The sequence below is a fragment of the Variovorax ureilyticus genome (assembly GCF_037889935.1).
Taxonomy (GTDB): domain Bacteria; phylum Pseudomonadota; class Gammaproteobacteria; order Burkholderiales; family Burkholderiaceae_C; genus Variovorax; species Variovorax ureilyticus.
Genome location: NZ_JBBKZU010000001.1, coordinates 33,355 through 50,350, shown reverse-complemented (window position 1 = coordinate 50,350; position 16,996 = coordinate 33,355). Strand labels below are relative to the sequence as shown.

At 65.0% G+C, this 16,996-nt stretch carries 21 protein-coding genes; 9 read left to right on the top strand and 12 right to left on the bottom strand.

The window, feature by feature from the left end; all coding sequences use genetic code 11:
• Nucleotides 1-152: 152 nt before the first annotated feature.
• From ilvC to WKW77_RS00260, 3 genes are all read right to left on the bottom strand, one after another.
• Nucleotides 153-1,169, bottom strand: coding sequence for a ketol-acid reductoisomerase (gene ilvC, locus WKW77_RS00270; protein ID WP_340354826.1), 1,017 nt, complete (start codon nucleotides 1,167-1,169; stop codon nucleotides 153-155).
• 44 nt (nucleotides 1,170-1,213) lie between these two features.
• A complete protein-coding gene (gene ilvN, locus WKW77_RS00265) occupies nucleotides 1,214-1,705 on the bottom strand; it encodes an acetolactate synthase small subunit (RefSeq protein ID WP_076998466.1) in 492 nt (163 codons plus the stop codon).
• A 129-nt stretch (nucleotides 1,706-1,834) separates the two neighbouring features.
• Nucleotides 1,835-3,610: an acetolactate synthase 3 catalytic subunit gene (locus WKW77_RS00260; RefSeq protein ID WP_340354825.1), complete on the bottom strand. Its 1,776-nt coding sequence runs from the start codon at nucleotides 3,608-3,610 to the stop codon at nucleotides 1,835-1,837.
• Nucleotides 3,611-3,892: 282 nt separating this feature from the next.
• Between WKW77_RS00260 and WKW77_RS00255 the strand changes: the two genes are divergently transcribed.
• From WKW77_RS00255 to WKW77_RS00230, 6 genes are all read left to right on the top strand, one after another.
• Complete coding sequence (locus WKW77_RS00255) at nucleotides 3,893-4,459, top strand: RNA polymerase sigma factor (RefSeq protein WP_340354824.1); 567 nt, start codon at nucleotides 3,893-3,895, stop codon at nucleotides 4,457-4,459.
• Nucleotides 4,456-4,884 carry a DUF3619 family protein gene (locus WKW77_RS00250; protein WP_340354823.1) on the top strand — a complete coding sequence of 143 codons (429 nt, stop codon included), beginning with the start codon at nucleotides 4,456-4,458 and terminating at the stop codon, nucleotides 4,882-4,884. The genes WKW77_RS00255 and WKW77_RS00250 overlap by 4 nt, the downstream gene beginning before the upstream one ends.
• A gap of 15 nt (nucleotides 4,885-4,899) precedes the next feature.
• Nucleotides 4,900-5,709 (top strand): DUF3106 domain-containing protein, encoded by an 810-nt coding sequence (locus WKW77_RS00245; RefSeq protein WP_340354822.1) that lies wholly within the window; start codon nucleotides 4,900-4,902, stop codon nucleotides 5,707-5,709.
• Between the two features lie 107 nt (nucleotides 5,710-5,816).
• Nucleotides 5,817-6,278 carry an RDD family protein gene (locus WKW77_RS00240; protein WP_422823092.1) on the top strand — a complete coding sequence of 154 codons (462 nt, stop codon included), beginning with the start codon at nucleotides 5,817-5,819 and terminating at the stop codon, nucleotides 6,276-6,278.
• The gene (locus tag WKW77_RS00235) at nucleotides 6,230-6,670 is read left to right on the top strand and encodes a diacylglycerol kinase (RefSeq protein ID WP_340354821.1); all 441 of its coding nucleotides are present in this window, start codon (nucleotides 6,230-6,232) and stop codon (nucleotides 6,668-6,670) included. The genes WKW77_RS00240 and WKW77_RS00235 overlap by 49 nt, the downstream gene beginning before the upstream one ends.
• A 29-nt stretch (nucleotides 6,671-6,699) precedes the next feature.
• Complete coding sequence (locus WKW77_RS00230) at nucleotides 6,700-7,290, top strand: LOG family protein (protein ID WP_340354820.1); 591 nt, start codon at nucleotides 6,700-6,702, stop codon at nucleotides 7,288-7,290.
• 117 nt (nucleotides 7,291-7,407) lie between these two features.
• Here WKW77_RS00230 and WKW77_RS00225 read toward each other — a convergent pair whose 3' ends face one another.
• On the bottom strand, nucleotides 7,408-7,746 hold the full coding sequence (locus WKW77_RS00225) for a P-II family nitrogen regulator (protein ID WP_088957270.1): 339 nt from the start codon (nucleotides 7,744-7,746) through the stop codon (nucleotides 7,408-7,410).
• Nucleotides 7,747-7,863: 117 nt separating this feature from the next.
• On the opposite strand from WKW77_RS00225, the gene WKW77_RS00220 reads away from it, so the two are divergent.
• Nucleotides 7,864-8,802, top strand: coding sequence for a DMT family transporter (locus tag WKW77_RS00220; protein ID WP_340354819.1), 939 nt, complete (start codon nucleotides 7,864-7,866; stop codon nucleotides 8,800-8,802).
• Nucleotides 8,803-8,812: 10 nt separating this feature from the next.
• Nucleotides 8,813-9,988 (top strand): GNAT family N-acetyltransferase, encoded by a 1,176-nt coding sequence (locus WKW77_RS00215; protein WP_340354818.1) that lies wholly within the window; start codon nucleotides 8,813-8,815, stop codon nucleotides 9,986-9,988.
• 3 nt (nucleotides 9,989-9,991) lie between these two features.
• Here WKW77_RS00215 and WKW77_RS00210 read toward each other — a convergent pair whose 3' ends face one another.
• The 4 genes from WKW77_RS00210 to hemN all read right to left on the bottom strand — a co-directional run bounded on the left by WKW77_RS00210 (nucleotide 9,992) and on the right by hemN (nucleotide 13,326).
• Nucleotides 9,992-10,576, bottom strand: a complete 585-nt coding sequence (locus tag WKW77_RS00210) for a hemerythrin domain-containing protein (RefSeq protein WP_340354817.1) — start codon at nucleotides 10,574-10,576, stop codon at nucleotides 9,992-9,994.
• A 94-nt stretch (nucleotides 10,577-10,670) separates the two neighbouring features.
• Complete coding sequence (gene azu / locus WKW77_RS00205) at nucleotides 10,671-11,117, bottom strand: azurin (RefSeq protein WP_340354816.1); 447 nt, start codon at nucleotides 11,115-11,117, stop codon at nucleotides 10,671-10,673.
• A 76-nt stretch (nucleotides 11,118-11,193) separates the two neighbouring features.
• Complete coding sequence (locus tag WKW77_RS00200) at nucleotides 11,194-11,904, bottom strand: sulfite exporter TauE/SafE family protein (RefSeq protein ID WP_340354815.1); 711 nt, start codon at nucleotides 11,902-11,904, stop codon at nucleotides 11,194-11,196.
• A gap of 3 nt (nucleotides 11,905-11,907) precedes the next feature.
• Nucleotides 11,908-13,326: an oxygen-independent coproporphyrinogen III oxidase gene (gene hemN, locus WKW77_RS00195; RefSeq protein WP_340354814.1), complete on the bottom strand. Its 1,419-nt coding sequence runs from the start codon at nucleotides 13,324-13,326 to the stop codon at nucleotides 11,908-11,910.
• 122 nt (nucleotides 13,327-13,448) lie between these two features.
• On the opposite strand from hemN, the gene fnr reads away from it, so the two are divergent.
• Complete coding sequence (gene fnr / locus WKW77_RS00190) at nucleotides 13,449-14,165, top strand: fumarate/nitrate reduction transcriptional regulator Fnr (RefSeq protein ID WP_340354813.1); 717 nt, start codon at nucleotides 13,449-13,451, stop codon at nucleotides 14,163-14,165.
• A gap of 9 nt (nucleotides 14,166-14,174) precedes the next feature.
• On the opposite strand, the gene WKW77_RS00185 is transcribed toward fnr, so the two are convergent.
• The 4 genes from WKW77_RS00185 to WKW77_RS00170 are packed head-to-tail and all read right to left on the bottom strand — an operon-like array spanning nucleotide 14,175 to nucleotide 16,996.
• On the bottom strand, nucleotides 14,175-14,465 hold the full coding sequence (locus tag WKW77_RS00185) for a FixH family protein (protein WP_340354812.1): 291 nt from the start codon (nucleotides 14,463-14,465) through the stop codon (nucleotides 14,175-14,177).
• Nucleotides 14,466-14,485: 20 nt separating this feature from the next.
• Entirely contained in the window at nucleotides 14,486-15,913 is a 1,428-nt protein-coding gene (gene ccoG, locus WKW77_RS00180) for a cytochrome c oxidase accessory protein CcoG (protein WP_340354811.1), read from the bottom strand.
• 17 nt (nucleotides 15,914-15,930) lie between these two features.
• Complete coding sequence (gene ccoP, locus WKW77_RS00175) at nucleotides 15,931-16,854, bottom strand: cytochrome-c oxidase, cbb3-type subunit III (RefSeq protein ID WP_340354810.1); 924 nt, start codon at nucleotides 16,852-16,854, stop codon at nucleotides 15,931-15,933.
• 4 nt (nucleotides 16,855-16,858) lie between these two features.
• A complete protein-coding gene (locus WKW77_RS00170) occupies nucleotides 16,859-16,996 on the bottom strand; it encodes a CcoQ/FixQ family Cbb3-type cytochrome c oxidase assembly chaperone (protein ID WP_340354809.1) in 138 nt (45 codons plus the stop codon).

Here is a 16,996-nt window from a genome sequence, read left to right as displayed (position 1 = left end):
CCTCCAGCGCGCGCCGCGGCGCCATGGACTGTCGGATTCAGGACGAATGAGGGGGTCGATTGCATCGGTCTCAGTGTAGTTCAGGCGCCATGGCGCTCAGAAAGAAAAGGGCCACCGGATGGTGGCCCTGATCATGCTCGGAGAGATCCCGATCAGTTGCGGGTCTGGTCGACCAGCTTGTTCTTCTTGATCCACGGCATCATCGCGCGCAGCTTCTCGCCGACCACTTCGATCTGGTGCTCGGCGTTGAGGCGGCGGCGGCTGATGAGCGTCGGCGCGCCGGCTGCGTTTTCCAGCACGAAGCTCTTCGCGTACTCGCCGGTCTGGATGTCCTTCAGGACCTGCTTCATGACCTTCTTGGTTTCTTCGGTCACGACGCGCGGACCCGTCACGTACTCGCCATACTCGGCGTTGTTCGAGATCGAGTAGTTCATGTTGGCGATGCCGCCTTCATAGATCAGGTCGACGATGAGCTTCAGTTCGTGCAGGCATTCGAAGTACGCCATTTCGGGCGCGTAGCCGGCTTCCACCAGCGTCTCGAAACCGGCCTTGATCAGCTCGACGGTGCCACCGCACAGAACGGCCTGCTCGCCGAACAGGTCGGTTTCGGTCTCTTCGCGGAAGTTGGTCTCGATGATGCCGGCCTTGCCGCCGCCGTTGGCGGTGGCGTAGGACAGCGCGAGATCACGGGCCTTGCCGCTGCGATCGGCATGGACGGCGATCAGATGCGGAACCCCGCCGCCTTGCGTGTAGGTGCTGCGAACCGTGTGGCCGGGGGCTTTGGGCGCGACCATCCACACGTCGAGATCGGCGCGCGGCTGGACGAAACCATAGTGCACGTTGAAGCCGTGCGCGAAGACGAGCGAAGCGCCTTCCTTGATGTGCGGCGCGACGTCGTTCTTGTAGACGCTGGCGATCTGCTCATCCGGCAGGAGGATCATGACGACGTCGGCCGACTTCACGGCCTCGGCGACCTCGGCCACCTTGAGACCGGCCTTCTCGACCTTCGACCACGATGCGCCGCCCTTGCGCAGGCCGACGACGACCTTGACGCCGCTGTCGTTCAGGTTCTGCGCGTGCGCGTGACCCTGGCTGCCGTAGCCGATGATTGCAACCGTCTTGCCCTTGATGAGACTGAGATCGGCGTCCTTGTCGTAGTAGACCTTCATGAGATTTCTCCTTCGTTGATTCAGTGGATGTGGAACGGTGGTTGTCAGACGCGCAAGATGCGCTCGCCGCGGCCGATGCCGCTGGCGCCGGTACGGACAGTCTCGAGGATCGCGCCGCGATCGATGGCCTCGAGGAAAGCGTCGTTCTTTCCGTGATCGCCGGTGAGCTCGATGGTGTAGCTCTTGTCGGTCACGTCGATGATGCGGCCGCGGAAGATCTCCGCCATGCGCATCATCTCTTCGCGCTCCTTGCCGACGGCGCGCACCTTCACCATCATGAGCTCGCGCTCGGTGTAGGCACCTTCGGTGAGATCGACGACCTTGACGACCTCGATGAGCCTGTTGAGATGCTTGGTGATCTGCTCGATCACGTCGTCGGACCCCGCCGTGACGATGGTCATCCGGGAGAGGCTCGGGTCCTCGGTGGGCGCGACGGTGAGCGATTCGATGTTGTAGCCGCGGGCGGAAAACAGGCCGACGACGCGGGAAAGTGCACCGGGCTCGTTCTCGAGCAGCACGGCAATGATGTGTTTCATGGCGATAGGACTCCTCTTTTCGCCGCCCTCCCCCGCGCACGGTAATGCGCGGGCTTGGCGGGCAATAGATTCGTCAATGAATTGGACAACAACCCGGTCCTTCGGACACGGGGACTTTGGACTGGCGTATCAGAGGTCTTCGGAGCCGAGCAGCATTTCGGTGATGCCCATGCCCGCCTTGACCATCGGGAACACGTTCTCGGTGGGATCGGTGCGGAAGTCCATGAACACCGTGCGGTCCTTGAGCTTGCGCGCCTCGCGCAGCGCCGGTTCCACGTCCTGCGGGCGCTCGATCAGCATGCCGACATGGCCGTAGGCTTCGGCCAGCTTCACGAAGTTGGGCAGCGCGTCCATGTAGCTGTGGCTGTAGCGGCCCGAATACTCGATCTCCTGCCACTGCCGCACCATGCCCAGGTAGCGGTTGTTGAGCGAGACGATCTTGATCGGCGTGTTGTACTGCAGGCAGGTCGAGAGCTCCTGGATGCACATCTGCACCGAGCCCTCGCCGGTGACGCAGAACACTTCCGAATCCGGCTTGGCGAGCTTGATGCCCATGGCGTAGGGGATGCCCACGCCCATCGTGCCCAGCCCGCCCGAGTTGATCCAGCGGCGCGGCTCGTCGAAGCGGTAGTACTGCGCGGCCCACATCTGGTGCTGGCCGACATCCGACGTGATGTACGTGTCGGTGTCCTTGGTCATGTTCCAGAGGGTCTCGATCACGCGCTGCGGCTTGATCACGTCCTTGTTGCCGCGGTCGTACTTGAGGCAGTCCTTGCTGCGCCAGCCTTCGATGGTGTCCCACCAGCTCGCGAGAGCGCCTGCATCGGGACGGGTGGTGCTTTCGCGGATCATCGAGATCAGCTCGGTGAGCACGTCCTTCACGTCGCCGACGATCGGGATGTCGACCTTCACGCGCTTGGAGATGCTCGACGGATCGATGTCGATGTGGATGATCTTGCGTTCGTTCTGCGCGAAGTGCTTCGGGTTGCCGATCACGCGGTCGTCGAAGCGCGCACCCACGGCCAGCAGCACGTCGCAGTTCTGCATCGCGTTGTTGGCCTCGATGGTGCCGTGCATGCCCAGCATGCCGAGGAACTTGCGGTCCGACGCAGGATAGGCGCCCAGGCCCATCAGCGTGTTCGTGACCGGATAGCCGAGCATGTCGACCAGCGTGCGCAGCTCGCTCGTCGCGTTGCCGAGCAGCACACCGCCGCCGGTATAGATATAGGGACGCTTGGCGTTCAGCAGCAGCTGCAGCGCCTTGCGGATCTGGCCGCCATGCCCCTTGCGCACCGGGTTGTACGAGCGCATCTCGACCTTCTCGGGATAGCCGCTGTACGGAACCTTCTTGAAGGAGACATCCTTCGGCACGTCCACCACCACAGGGCCCGGGCGGCCGCTGCGGGCGATGTGGAAGGCCTTCTTCATCGTCAGGGCCAGATCCTTCGGGTCCTTGACCAGGAAGTTGTGCTTGACGATGGGCCGGGTGATACCGACCGTGTCGCATTCCTGGAAAGCATCGAGACCAATCGCCGCCGTGGGCACCTGGCCGGAAATGATGACCATCGGGATGCTGTCCATGTACGCGGTCGCGATGCCGGTCACGGCGTTCGTGAGGCCTGGTCCGGACGTCACGAGTGCCACGCCCACGTCGCCGGTGGCTCGCGCATAGCCGTCGGCCGCATGAACCGCAGCCTGCTCATGGCGAACCAGCACGTGCTGGATGGTGTCCTGCTTGTAGAAAGCGTCGTAGATGTAGAGAACCGCGCCGCCGGGGTAGCCCCAGACGTACTTGACGCCTTCAGCCTGAAGTGCCTTGACCAGCACCTCGGCGCCCATGAGTTCTTGCGTTTGACTGCCGGTGACGGCTGCTGCGGAAGCAAGTTCCGCCTTTGACATTTCCATGATGAACCTTTGCGATTTTCGGGAACGAAAAACCTTGGGTGCCCCTTCGCCAGCTCTTTTGAAGCCGCATCGGGACTTGAGGCCATAACCATGGGCGGATTTGTCATACCACCGAGTCGTGACCCGTTTGCCTTTTGACTTGCAGCGCGGATTATGACATCGGAAGGCACCCGAAGGGCCAAGACACAGTCAATTAAGGCTCGCAGGCATAATCCGCGGCGAAAAAGACACCGTTCCCTCCGAGATACTTCGCACGCGGCGCACCCCCGGCGCCGGACTCGCTTGGCCACTGAAAAAGAACTATCCGATTTCCTGAAGAGCGTCGAACGACGGGCCTTCAAGCGGTCCGTCTACCACGTCCGGGACGAAGAAGCGGCGCTGGACATCGTGCAGGACAGCATGATGAAGCTGGCCGAGCACTACGGCGACAAGCCAGTGAACGAACTGCCGCTTCTGTTCCAGCGCATCCTTTCGAATTGCACCCTCGACTGGTTCCGGCGGCAAAAGACCCGCAAGGCTCTTTTCTCCAACCTGAGCGATTTCGAGAATCTGGACGACGACGGTGATTTCGACCTCCTCGAGCACATCCAGCTTTCGTCGGAATCCCAGGAATCCGAGAGTGCCGAGGACACGACGAGGCGGGCGCAGATTTTTCGCGAGATCGAGGAACAAATCGCAGCGCTGCCGGGTCGTCAACGCGAGGCCTTTCTGATGCGTTACTGGGAGGAAATGGATGTCGCAGAGACGGCGGCCGCCATGGGGTGTTCCGAAGGGAGCGTCAAGACCCACTGTTCGCGCGCCGTCCACGCCTTGAGCAAGGCGCTCAAAGCCAAGGGAATTTCGCTATGAACACTACGCAAACTGCCTCTTCCGCCGCACTCGAGGAGCGGTTCGGCCGCCAGGTGGCCGCGCGCCTGACCGCCGGCAATGGCGAGTTGTCGCACGAGGTCGGCGAGCGCTTGCGAGCCGCGAGGGTGCAGGCCGTCGCCCGCCGCAAGGTCGCCCAGCAGCTTCGCCCGGCGCCCGTGGTGCTCTCGCGCGGCGGCACGGCAGTGCTCGGCGGCAGTTGGTGGACGCGGATCGGCTCGGTGATCCCGCTGGTCGCGCTTGTCGCCGGCCTCGTGGCGATCAGCGTGATGCAGGAAGACAACCGCACCAACGAGCTCGCCGCGATCGACTCCGCGCTGCTGACCGACGACCTCCCTCCCGCGGCCTATACCGATCCGGGATTTGCGCAGTTCCTGAAGACGTCGGACGACTCGTCCGAACGCTGATCGCCCGGCAACCGAATGCATCGACGCCGCCCTTCCCGCGCTGAAGCGCTCGGTCTCGAGCGCGCTCGCCCGCGGGCGACGGCCGTCTGGCTGAGCACGGGCCTCCTGATTGGCGCCGCTGGTCTTGCCGCCTCGCCTGTCCACGCCCAATCCGTCAAGAGTTCAGCGCCCCCACAGGCGACGGCTCCGGCGAAGCCGCCGGTCGTCTCCAAGCCGCTGTGGCGCGATCTCACTGCACGCCAGCAGAAGGCCCTGCAGCCGCTCGCGCCCTATTGGGACGAACTGACGGAACCCCACAAGCGAAAGTGGCTGGCAGTTTCACGCGACTACGCCAAGATGTCCCCCGAGGAGCAGGAGATGCTCCATAGCCGCATGACCGATTGGGCGGGCCTGACCAACCAGCAGCGCGCTCAGGCGAGGGTCAATTTCGCCAACGTCAAGCAGGTCCCGGTCGATGAGCGCAAGGCGAAGTGGGAGGCCTACCAGGCACTCAGCGACGAGGAAAAGAGCAAGCTGGCCGAGCGCGCCAAGAGCGTGAAGGCACCCGGCGCGGCGCCGACGATCCGCCCCGTGCCCGAGCAGAAACTCGTTCCCATCCCGGCCGCCGGGCAAGACGGCCAGCACACGCCGAGGATTCAGCTCGCTCCGCCGCCCGCGCCGGTCGCGTCAGCCCAGCGTCCTGCGTCGGCGCCCGTGCCCGCATCAGCACCCGTCGCGTCTCCGGCACCGAGCCTTCCACCGGTGAGCGCCGAGGCGCAGTTTCCGCCGCCGAGCGCGACGGACGTCGCGCCGAAGGCGCCGGACCAGCCTGCTTCGGCGCCCTGACACAGGTGCCAATGCGTTCCGCGCCTCCCGGCAATCCCGGGTCCCTTCGACCGCCCGCCGACGACACCGCAGCCCCGCACCTTGCGGCACCCGGACTCTGGCGCCGCATGGCTTGCTGGCTCTACGAGGGCATGCTGCTTTTCGCCGTCGTGTTCATCGCCGGCTGGCTGTTCAGCACCCTGAGCCAGATGCGCAGCGGCATGGATTCACGACGCCATCTTCTTCAGGCCTTCCTTTTCATCGTCTTCGGGGTCTATTTCGTCTGGTTCTGGGCCCATGGGCAAACCCTGGCGATGAAGACCTGGGGCATACGGATCGTCGACCGGCACGGCCGGGCGCTCACCCAGGGCCGGGCGCTGCTGCGCTACTTGCTGAGTTGGATCTGGTTCCTGCCGCCGCTCGCAGCCATCTCGCCCTTCGGCCTGGGCGCCGGTGAATCGGCAGTGCTCATCTTCGGCTGGGTTATCGTGTGGGCACTCCTGGCGCGCTTTCAGGCCGAACAGCAGTTCTGGCACGATGTATGGGCGGGCACCCGGCTCGTTACCTCGAAGCCGCTGAGCAAGTCGTGAGCGCCACCGACCCCCTTGTCAATCCGCAAAAAAGCCGCCGCGGACTGATCCGCGTGTGGCACGCAACCATGATTTCGCTCCACGGCTTACGGGAAGGCTGGCGCGAGCCTGCATTCCGCCAGGAAGTCCTCTTCGCGATCGTGATGCTGCCCGCGGCGTTCTGGATCGGTCGCAGTTGGGTCGAAACCGCGCTGCTCATCGCCCTGGTGGCGATTGTCCTGATCGTCGAACTGCTCAACAGCGGCATCGAAGCGGCGATCGACCGCGTCGGGCCCGAATGGCACAGCTTCTCCAAGAAAGCGAAGGATCTCGGCAGCGCCGCCGTCCTCCTGTCGATCCTCCTGTGCGGCGGCGTGTGGATCGCCGCGCTGTGGCAACGGTTTGCCACATAGCCGACGCCCGAGCCGGGCATGATCGGGGGATGACTCCTTCTTTTTCAATTTGCGTCTATTGCGGCTCCCGCCCTGGCGAGCGTCCGGAATTCGTTCAGGTGGCGCAGGCCGTCGGCCGCTGGATCGGCGAACGCGGCGGGCAACTGGTCTACGGCGGCGGGCGAACCGGCCTGATGGGCACGGTCGCCGAGGCTACCCGTAGCGCAGGCGGCCGCGTGGTGGGCGTCATTCCCAAGGCGCTGGTCGACAAGGAACTGGCCAACCGCCAGAGCGACGAACTCCACGTTGTCGACACCATGCATGAGCGCAAGGCCATGATGGGCGAACGCGCCGACGCCTTCCTGGCGCTGCCGGGTGGCATCGGCACCCTGGAGGAATTGTTCGAAATCTGGACCTGGCGCCAACTCGGCTATCACGACAAGCCGGTCGGCATCCTGAACGCAGGCGGCTACTACGACGCCCTGCTCGGCTTCCTGGCGCACAGCGTGCGCGAAGGCTTCATGGGCGAATGGCAGATGGATCTCGTGCGCTCCGACAACGATGCCCCGGCCTTGCTCGAAGCCCTCGTCGAAGAAGCCGGCCGCCACCCCCGAGGCGACAAGCTCGCCGAAGTCCTATAAATCAGACCCGCACAAGATGCGGGAAGCACCGTGGACCCGACTCCGCCGGTCCACCGGTGCTGCCCCCGGAAGGGGGTTGGCGAAGCGACACGAAGTGCGCGCAGCCTGGGGGCGAGCTTATACCGCCGCTTCGTCTTCCTCGCCGGTGCGGATACGAACGACCCGCTCGACATTCGTCACGAAAATCTTGCCGTCACCGATCTTGCCGGTACGCGCCGCACTGACGATCGCGTCGACGCAGCGATCGACGTCGTTCTCGTTGACCACGACCTCGACCTTCATCTTCGGCAGAAAATCCACGACGTATTCGGCGCCCCTATAAAGCTCGGTGTGCCCCTTCTGGCGGCCGAAGCCCTTCACTTCGGTCACGGTGAGCCCGGTGACGCCCACCTCGGCCAAGGCCTCGCGCACATCATCGAGCTTGAACGGTTTGAGGATGGCTGTGATTTGCTTCATACGGTCTTTCATTCAAAGCGGGGAACGGCCGAACGATTATGTCATCCGCGTTTCTCGCCTCCGCCGCGCAACCCTCAAGCCACGCGTGATCGCATGGGCTGTTACCCTCACCCAGCCATGCGCACCGGTTCCCCCTTTGCCAATTTCTTCGACTCGGTCATCCCGAGCCCGCAAGGCCAGGCCTACGTCCTGCTGGTCTTCACCACGCTGATCTGGGGCGCCAATGCGGTCGCCGCGCGGCTTGCGGTCGGCGAGGTCTCGCCGATGATGCTCACCTTTTCGCGCTGGATCGTCTGCTGTGTGGCGCTCGGCTTCACATCGCGGCGCGAGATCGCAGCGCACTGGCGAACGCTGCTGCCGTCGTGGCGCGCCATTGCGCTGATGGGTACGCTGGGCTTCACCGGATTCAACGCGCTCTTCTATGCGGCGGCACACCACACGACCGCCATCAACATTGCGATCATCCAGGGCACCATTCCGGTGCTGGTGCTTGTCGGCTGCTTTCTCTTTCTCGGCGCGAGAATTCGCAGCCTGCAGATCATCGGCGTCGTGATGACGGTCGCCGGCATCGGCGTCGTGGCCTCGCGCGGCGATCTGGCGCTGCTCGCGAGCCTGGGCTTCAACATCGGCGACGTCTGGATGATCGTGGCCTGCCTGCTGTACGCCGGCTACGCATTGGGCCTGCGTCACCGGCCGGCCGTGCCGGCGATCGTGTTCTTTGCCGCGACCGCCACCGTGGCCTGCGTGGTCTCGCTGCCACTGGTCGCGGCAGAGATCGCGATGGGCCAGTTCTTCATGCCGACCCTCAAGGGTCTCGCGCTGATCGTCTTCATCGGCCTCCTGCCCTCCTTCGTGTCACAGATCACCTTCATCCACGCCGTCGGGCTGATCGGCCCCGCGCGGGCCGGCGTGTTTCTCAATCTGGTGCCGATCTTCGGGCCGCTGCTCGCGGTGCTCATCCTTGGCGAGCCGCTGTCGCTGTATCACGCGGCCGCACTGGCCCTCGTGCTCGGCGGCATCTACGTGGCCGAGACGCTCGGCGCCCGAAGGAACTGATGGGACTCCCGTGAGCGAACCGTTCGTCCGCATCCACCGTTCGGTCGCCGAGATCGACGCTGCCGCCTGGGACGGCCTGCTCGCCCGGCAGGCGGCACCCTCGCCCTTCATGCGCCACGCCTACCTGGACGCATTGGACGCGAGCGGCAGCGCATCGCCTCGCACCGGTTGGGCGCCGCACTTCATCACGCTGTGGCAGGACGATGTGCTCATGGCCGCGTGCCCGCTCTACGTCAAGGACCATTCATATGGCGAGTACGTCTTCGATTGGGCCTGGGCCAACGCCTATGAGCAGCATGGGCTGCATTACTATCCCAAGGCGGTCGTCGCCGTTCCCTTCACGCCGGTGCCCGGCGCCCGCGTCCTCGCGCGCGATGCGCTCAGCCGTGCGCTGCTTCTGCGCGCACTGGTCGCGTGGTGCGAGCAGACGCAGGTGTCCTCGCTGCACCTGCTCTTCGGCGCCGACGACGACATCGCGGCCTGCGCCGACGCCGGGCTGATGCTTCGCCATACGGTCCAGTTCCACTGGACCAACGAGGGCTGGCGCGATTTTGACGCCTTCCTCGCGAACCTCTCGCACGACAAGCGCAAGAAGATCCGGCAGGAGCGCCGCAAGGTCCGCGACGCGGGCGTGAGCTTCCGCTGGTCGCGCGGCGCGGACATCTCCAATGCGGACTGGGATTTCTTCTATCGCTGCTACGCCCGCACCTATCGCGAGCACGGAAATCCGCCCTACCTGAACCGCGATTTCTTCCATCGCATGGCGGCGACGATGCCGGAGGCGTGGCTGCTCTTCATTGCGGAGCGCGAAGGCAAGCCGATCGCGTCGAGCCTGATCGCGCTATCGGCGGGTCTGGCCGGAGACAACGCGTCCGACCATCCGCTGCTGGCCTACGGGCGCTACTGGGGCGCGCTCGAACGCGTGGACTGCCTGCACTTCGAGGCCTGTTACTACCAACCGCTGCGGTGGTGCATCGAGCATGGCGTGCGACGCCTCGAAGGCGGCGCGCAGGGCGAACACAAGATGGCCCGCGCCCTGATGCCGGTCAAGACCACCAGCGCCCACTGGCTGGCCCATCCGGCATTCGCGGATGCGGTGGAGCGCTTTCTCGAACGCGAAGACGCAGGTATCCAGAACTACGTAGACCACCTCGGGGACCGCAGTCCCTTCCGTCACGAAGAATGAGGTTCAGCGCTGCGCGCCCAACCCGATTGGCGCCGGCACGGCGTTGACGATGCGCCTGAAGAGCGCCGCATAGTCCGGTTCGGGTTCGCAGCCGGTCAGCGGATCGCGATTGGCGAGAAAGGCCTCGTCGAGCTGTGCCCAGTCGTCCTTGGTGAGCACCTTCTCGGCAAGCGGAAGAATCTCCCGTTCTTCCAACGCCATGTGTGACAGATAGAACTCGACGTAGCGCTCGACCGCCTGCTCGAAGGCCTGTCGGCGCGGCTCGCCGATCATCTCGAAGGCGAGCAGCGCGTGCTCCACCTCGCGGATCCTGCGTTCGCCGCGGGCGTGATCGTCGTCCAGCCTGTCGAGCAGTTCGCGCGAGATCGGCGTGCGCGCGCGCAGCTTCGGGAACAGCAGCTCGGATTCCTTGCGATGGTGCCGCTTCTCGGGGAACTCGTCGACGTAGAACAGCATCGCGCGCAACGCCGCGAAGTCGGGCAGCGTTCGCTTGGAGCGATGCTCCGCGAGCAACAGGACGATCGACCGCAGCATGGCCGAAAGGGCCGAATGTTCGTCCCGAATGATTCGCAAGGTGGCGTGTGTCATGCCTCTCTCCGTGGTTGCTGGCAGCTTCGCACGCCAAGTGCTTCACAACCTTGAGGCAGATCAAACGCGTGCACGGCGGCACGCATCCGCCGGCTTACTTGACGAGCTTCAGCGTGCCCTTCATCAAGGCCGAGTGACCCGGGAACGAGCAGATGTACATGTAGCTCTGGTCGGCCTTGAGTTTGCTGGTGTCGAAAGTCACCGAGGTCGACTCGCCGCCGCCGACGATCGGCGAGGCGGCGATGACCCGTGCGTCGCCGGGCTTCAGATAATTCTTGTCGAGACCGGCGGCAATGCCGTCGGTCGCCACCGCCTGCGCATCGGCAGATGTCGTCAGCACCCAGTTGTGACCCATGGCCGACTTGGGCAGCTTGCCGGCATGCTTGAGCTTCACCGTGAACTGCTTGCAGCTCTGCGGCACATCGATGCTGCTCTTGTTGAACTGCATCGCGTCGTTGCCTTCGATCTCCACATCGCAGGTGGCGGCCGATGCCGTACCCAACAATGCCAGCCAGAGCGCCGCAGCGCATGTCATTTTCATTTTCATTTTCATTTTCATCATTTACTCCTTTTCGAATTCGAGTTTGCGCGCGATCGGCCGGTTTCGGGAACCCCGTTCAGCGGCACCATTGATCGATCTGCCGGCCGAGATCGGACCACAGCGCGTGAAAAGCCACGGCGGCGAGCAAGGCGCCGGCAAGACGGCTCCCCCACTCCCTGCGCGCGAAGACGGCGCCGGTGTTCAGGTGTTGCCAAAGCCACGGCGCGGCGATGAGCGAGAGACCGCTCCCGGCCGCGAAGCAAGCCATCGCGATCGCGCCTTGCAAGGGTCCCTCGGCCAGCCCGGCCAGCATGAGGGCGGAATAGAGAAGGCCGCATGGCATGGCGACCCAGAGCGCGCCGGTCGCCAGCACCCCGGCCGCCCGGCCCGTCAGCGGCCGAAGCCGCGCCTGGAGCGCGCCTCCGAGGCGATGCGCCCAGACCGGCTGGCGCCCGAGCACCGCGAGGGAGAGGCCCCACATCAGCGCTGCGACGTGCAAAAGTACCCAGAACGGCCGCAAGGCCGCAAGGTGCTCGCTCGCAAGCCCGACGCCCTGCACCGCCATGGCGGCGACAGCACCGGCCGCGGCGTAGCTCGCGATGCGCCCGGCGTGAAACGCCAGCGTCGCCCGCTGCCCCTGAAGGCCGCTGACCACCGACGCAGCCCCGCCCTGCGGCGCTTGAACGATCCGGATGACGCCCGCGCAGGCCGCGCCACACATTGCGACACAGTGCGGGCCGCCGGCGAGCCCCATCAGAAGCGCCGTTCCGAGTAGCGCCGTCTGCATCGTTCAGACGATCCGGGAGAAGCGGGTGCGGTTGCGGTCGGCCTGCAGATAGCGGTCGAAGACCATCGCCACGGCGCGCACGAAGAACCAGCCGGTCGGTGTCACCTCGATGTCATGGTCCCTGATTCGCACCAGCCCCTGCGCGGCCAGCGGCGCGAGCGCGGCGAGTTCGGGCGCGAAATGGTCCTTGAAGTCGATCAGATGCGCGAGGTTGACGGCCTCGAAGTCGACATGCCCCTGGCACATGATCGCCATGATGACCGCGCGGCGAAGCACGTCGTCGCGCGTGAGCGCCAGGCCCCGCACCACCGGAAGACGCCCCTGCTCGAGCAGGTCGTAGTACTCCTCGAGCGTCTTGGCGTTCTGGCTGTAGGTCGCGCCGACGCGGCCGATGGCCGACACGCCCAGCGCCACAAGGTCGCAGTCCGGCTGCGTGCTGTAGCCCTGGAAATTGCGGTGCAGCCGGCCCTGCCGCTTGGCGATCGCGAGCGGGTCGTCCGGCAGCGCGAAATGGTCCATGCCGATGTAGACATAGCCAGCGGCGGTGAAAGCGGCAATCGCGCGCGACAGCATCTCGACCTTGGTCTTCGCGTCCGGGAGGTCCTCTGCCGCAATGCGCCGCTGCGGCTTGAAACGCTCCGGCAGGTGCGCGTAGGCATAGAGGGCGATCCGGTCCGGCCGCAAGTCGCACACCTGCGCCAGCGTGCGGTCGAAAGAGGCCCGGCTCTGCTTAGGCAAACCGTAGATGAGGTCGATGTTGATCGAGCGGTAGCCGAGCGCCCGCGCGCTTCCCATCAGGTCGAAGACCTCCCTGGCAGGCTGGATGCGATGGACCGCCTTCTGCACGTCGGGGTCGAAGTCCTGCACACCGAAGCTCAGCCGGTTGAAGCCCATTTCGGCCAACCGTTCCAGGCGTCCACCGTCCACGGTGCGCGGGTCGATCTCGATGGACTGCTCGCGCTCGGGCGAGAGCGTGAACTCGCGCCCGAGCAACGCCAGCAGCCTTCTCAGCCCCTCGTCGTCAAGGAAGGTCGGCGTTCCGCCGCCCAGATGCAACTGGCTGACCACCACGCCGCGCCCCAGTTCGGCGACCTGCAGCGCCACCTCCCGCTCGAGGTAATCGATGTATTCGGCCGCCCAGTGCTTGTGGCGGGTGACGATCTTGTTGCAGGCACAGTAATAGCAGAGCGACTCGCAGAACGGCAGGTGCACGTACAGCGACAGCGGCCGCCCGTTCATCCCGGTCGCGTTGCGCTGATGCACTGCCTGGACGTAGTCGTCGGCGGTAAAGGCATCCACGAATCGATCCGCCGTCGGGTAGGAGGTATAACGCGGGCCGGCGACATCAAAGCGCCGCAGCACGGCGGGCGACGGCAGCTCCTGGGAATGCGAAGCGGTCGCGAATGCAGGGGAAGAGTTCATCGCAGGCGATCAGAGGCGGTGTGCGGACCACTATGCCGCCGGGCCGCCCCCGGATCCTTGATGTGGATCAAGCCCCATGCCAACGCCCCGTTACAGAATCGGCACATACTCGACATACATCAATGAAAACCGAAAACATCAAGGTCGCCTGCTCCAGTTGCAATCTGCGGGAGCTGTGCATGCCGGTCGGCCTCGAGCCCACCGAACTGCAGCGTATCGACGACATCGTGGCCAAGCGTCGCAAGGTCCGCCGTCGCGAGATGCTCTTTCGGAACGGCGACCGGTTCACCTCGCTCTACGCGATCCGCACCGGCGTCTTCAAGACCCGGGTGGCCAGCCAGGACGGCCGCGACCAGGTGACGGGTTTCCAGATGGCCGGCGAGATCATCGGCCTCGACGGCATCGTCAACGACCAGCACACCTGCGACGCGGTGGCGCTGGAGGATTCCGAAGTCTGCGTGATGCCCTTCGACCGTATCGAAGAACTGTCCCGCGAGGTCACGGCGCTGCAGCGGCACGTGCACCAGATCATGAGCCGCGAGATCGTGCGCGAGCACGGCGTGATGATGCTGCTGGGGAGCATGCGGGCCGAAGAGCGCCTGGCGGCCTTCCTTCTGAACCTCGCGCAGCGCCTGCACGCACGCGGGTTCTCGCGCTCCGAGCTCGTGCTGCGCATGACGCGCGAGGAAATCGGCAGCTACCTCGGGCTCAAGCTCGAGACCGTGAGCCGCACCCTGTCCAAGTTCATGGACGACGGCCTCATCGAAGTCCAGCAGCGCAACCTGCGGATCGTCGACTCCGAGGGACTTCGCCGGCTGATCACGCCGGCGGCCTGCTGATTCCAATTTTCAGCGCTTTGGCGCTGGCACGTCATCTGCCGGGGTTGCCGCGTGGTTGCGGCCGGTGAGCGCCGGCATGAGCTTCTTGTCGGCCAGCGTCCTGTTGATCTCGATACCCTGCCGATAGTAGTCCTCCGCGATCACGGGGTCGGGCGAGCGCATGGCAAGCCACAGGGTCACGAAACTCGCGACCACCACCACCGCTGGACCGGCCAGGACCATCCACAGCAACGGGAAGCGCCACCAGGGTTCGCTCCGGGCCGCTTCGTTCGCCTGTTTCGTATCGTTCGTTGCGCTCATCGTCATCTCCTTGATCGGCATCACCGGGGGACCATGAAGGTCGCCTTCTCCGAGACCTGCGCGCCGCCTTCGGCCGCACGCACGTCGAAATAGACCGGATGCGAGCCCGGCTGCGCTCCGCCATATGGCAGTTGCAGGCGAACCGCCACCCAGCGCGATTGCGCAGGCCCCACCTCCACAGGCTGCTCGGGCGACGCCTGCAGTCCGTCGAGGCCACGAGCCTCGATGCGATAGTGCTGCGTCTTTTCGGTGGCATTCATGATCTGCAGGCGGTAGACGTTCTCGATACGTCCGCCTTCGGCGATGCGCGCCAGCGTGCCACGGTCGCGCACCACGTCCACCTTGAATGGCGTGCGGATGACCAGGCTGGCCAGCAGGCCGATGCAGAGCGCGACCAGGATGCCGCTGTAGATCAGCACCCGTGGACGCAGCACGCGCCGAAGGATCTGCCGCGATGACCATCCGCCCGCCATGCTGTTCTGCGTGGCGTAACGGATCAGGCCGCGCGGCGAGGCGAGTTTGTCCATGACCGTGTTGCAGGCATCCACGCACAGGCCGCAGCCAATGCACTCGTATTGCAAGCCCTGCCGGATGTCGATGCCCGTCGGGCACACCTGCACGCACAATGAGCAGTCGATGCAGTCGCCCTGGCCCTGCGCACGCGCATCCGTGCCTTTGGCCCGCACGCCGCGAGGCTCGCCCCGCGCCGCGTCGTAACTGACGATCAGCGTGTCGCGGTCGAACATCGCGCTCTGGAAACGCGCATAGGGGCACATGTACATGCAGACCTGCTCGCGCATGAAGCCCGCGTTGCCATAGGTCGCGAAGCCGTAGAACAGCACCCAGAAGATTTCCCATCCGGTCATGCGCGTCTGCAGGAAGGCCATCCCCAGGTCGCGGATCGGGGTGAAATAACCGACGAAGCTGAAGCCGGTCCACAGGGCGATGCCCAGCCACACCACGTGTTTGAACCACTTCTTGACGAGCTTCTCGATCGACAGGTCACTGTCGTCCAGTCGTATGCGCGCGGTGCGGTTGCCCTCGATCTTCTGCTCGATCCACAGGAACATCTCCGAGTAGACCGTCTGCGGGCAGGTGTAGCCGCACCACAGCCGACCGGCCACTGCAGTGAAGAGGAACAGCGACAACGCCGAGATGACCAGCAGCCCGGTCAGGTAGATCAGGTCCTGCGGGTACAGCACCAGCCCGAAGATGTAGAAGCGCCGCGAGGCCAGGTCGAAGAGCACCGCCTGCCGCTGCCCCCATTCGAGCCACGGCATGCCGTAGAACACGAGTTGGGTGACGAACACCATCACCCAGCGCCATCGCGCGAACACGCCGTCGATCGAGCGCGGGTAGACCTTCTTGTGGGCCTGGTAGAGGCCCACGTTCTTCTCGGCCGCCGCGATCGGAATCACGCGGCGCGGTCTCGGCGCGGAGTCCGTCACGTCGCGACCCCTCACCCTCAGGGTGCGCCGGCACCGGGGGTCTTGGCGTTCGACAAGCCCCACACGTACCCGGTCAGCACATGGATCTGCGCCTCCGTCAGGCGGCCCTGCTGCGCCGGCATCTGATTGGTCTTGCCCGTGTTGATCATCTGAATGATCGCGTCCAGGCCGTAACCGTGCAGCCAGATCCGGTCCGATAGATTGGGCGCGCCGACTGCCGTGTTGCCGACGCCGCCGATGCCATGGCAGGACGCGCAGACGGTGAACTTGCTCTTGCCCAGCCCGGCGCGCACCGAGTCGTGCGGACTGCCGGAAAGACTCAGCACGTAGTTGGCGAGGTTCTTCACGTCCTCCGGCGTGCCGACCGCCTCGGCCATCGGCGGCATCACGCCGATGCGCCCTCGCGTGATCGACTCCTTGATCTTTTCGGGCGAGCCGCCGTGCAGCCAGTCGTTGTCGGTGAGGTTCGGGAAGCCCTTGCCGCCGCGCGCATCGGAGCCATGGCACTGTGCACAGTTGTTGAGGAAGAGGCGCTCGCCGATCGCCATCGCCCCGGGATCAGTCGCCACCTTCTCCACCGGCAGTGCGGTGTAGGCGGCATAGACCGGCTCGAGTTCGCGGTTGGCCTTCGCGAGGTCCTTGGTGTATTCGCCGTCGGTGCTCCATTCGAGCCGTCCCTTGTAGCTGCCGAGCCCCGGGAAGACGAAAAGGTAGCCGAGCCCGAACACGATGGTCAGCACGAACAGGCCCATCCACCAGCGCGGCATCGGGTTGTTCATCTCGCGCAGGTCCTCGTCCCAGACGTGGCCGGTGGTGTTGTCTTCGCTGGCGGGCGTCTTGGCGCGCGCGGTGATCCACAGCAGCAGCAGGCACGCGAGGATGCTTGCGAGGGTGGCGATCGCGACGTAGTGCGACCAGAAATCGTGAATGAAATCGCTCATGGTGTCAGTCCTGCTCGAAGGGCAAGCGGGCCGCCGCCTCGAAGGCTGCGGCGCGGCGGCGCGAATAGGCCCACACGAGGATGCCGATGAAGGTCGCGAAAGAAGCCAGCGTGGCCACGATGCGCAGGGTGGTGATGTCCAT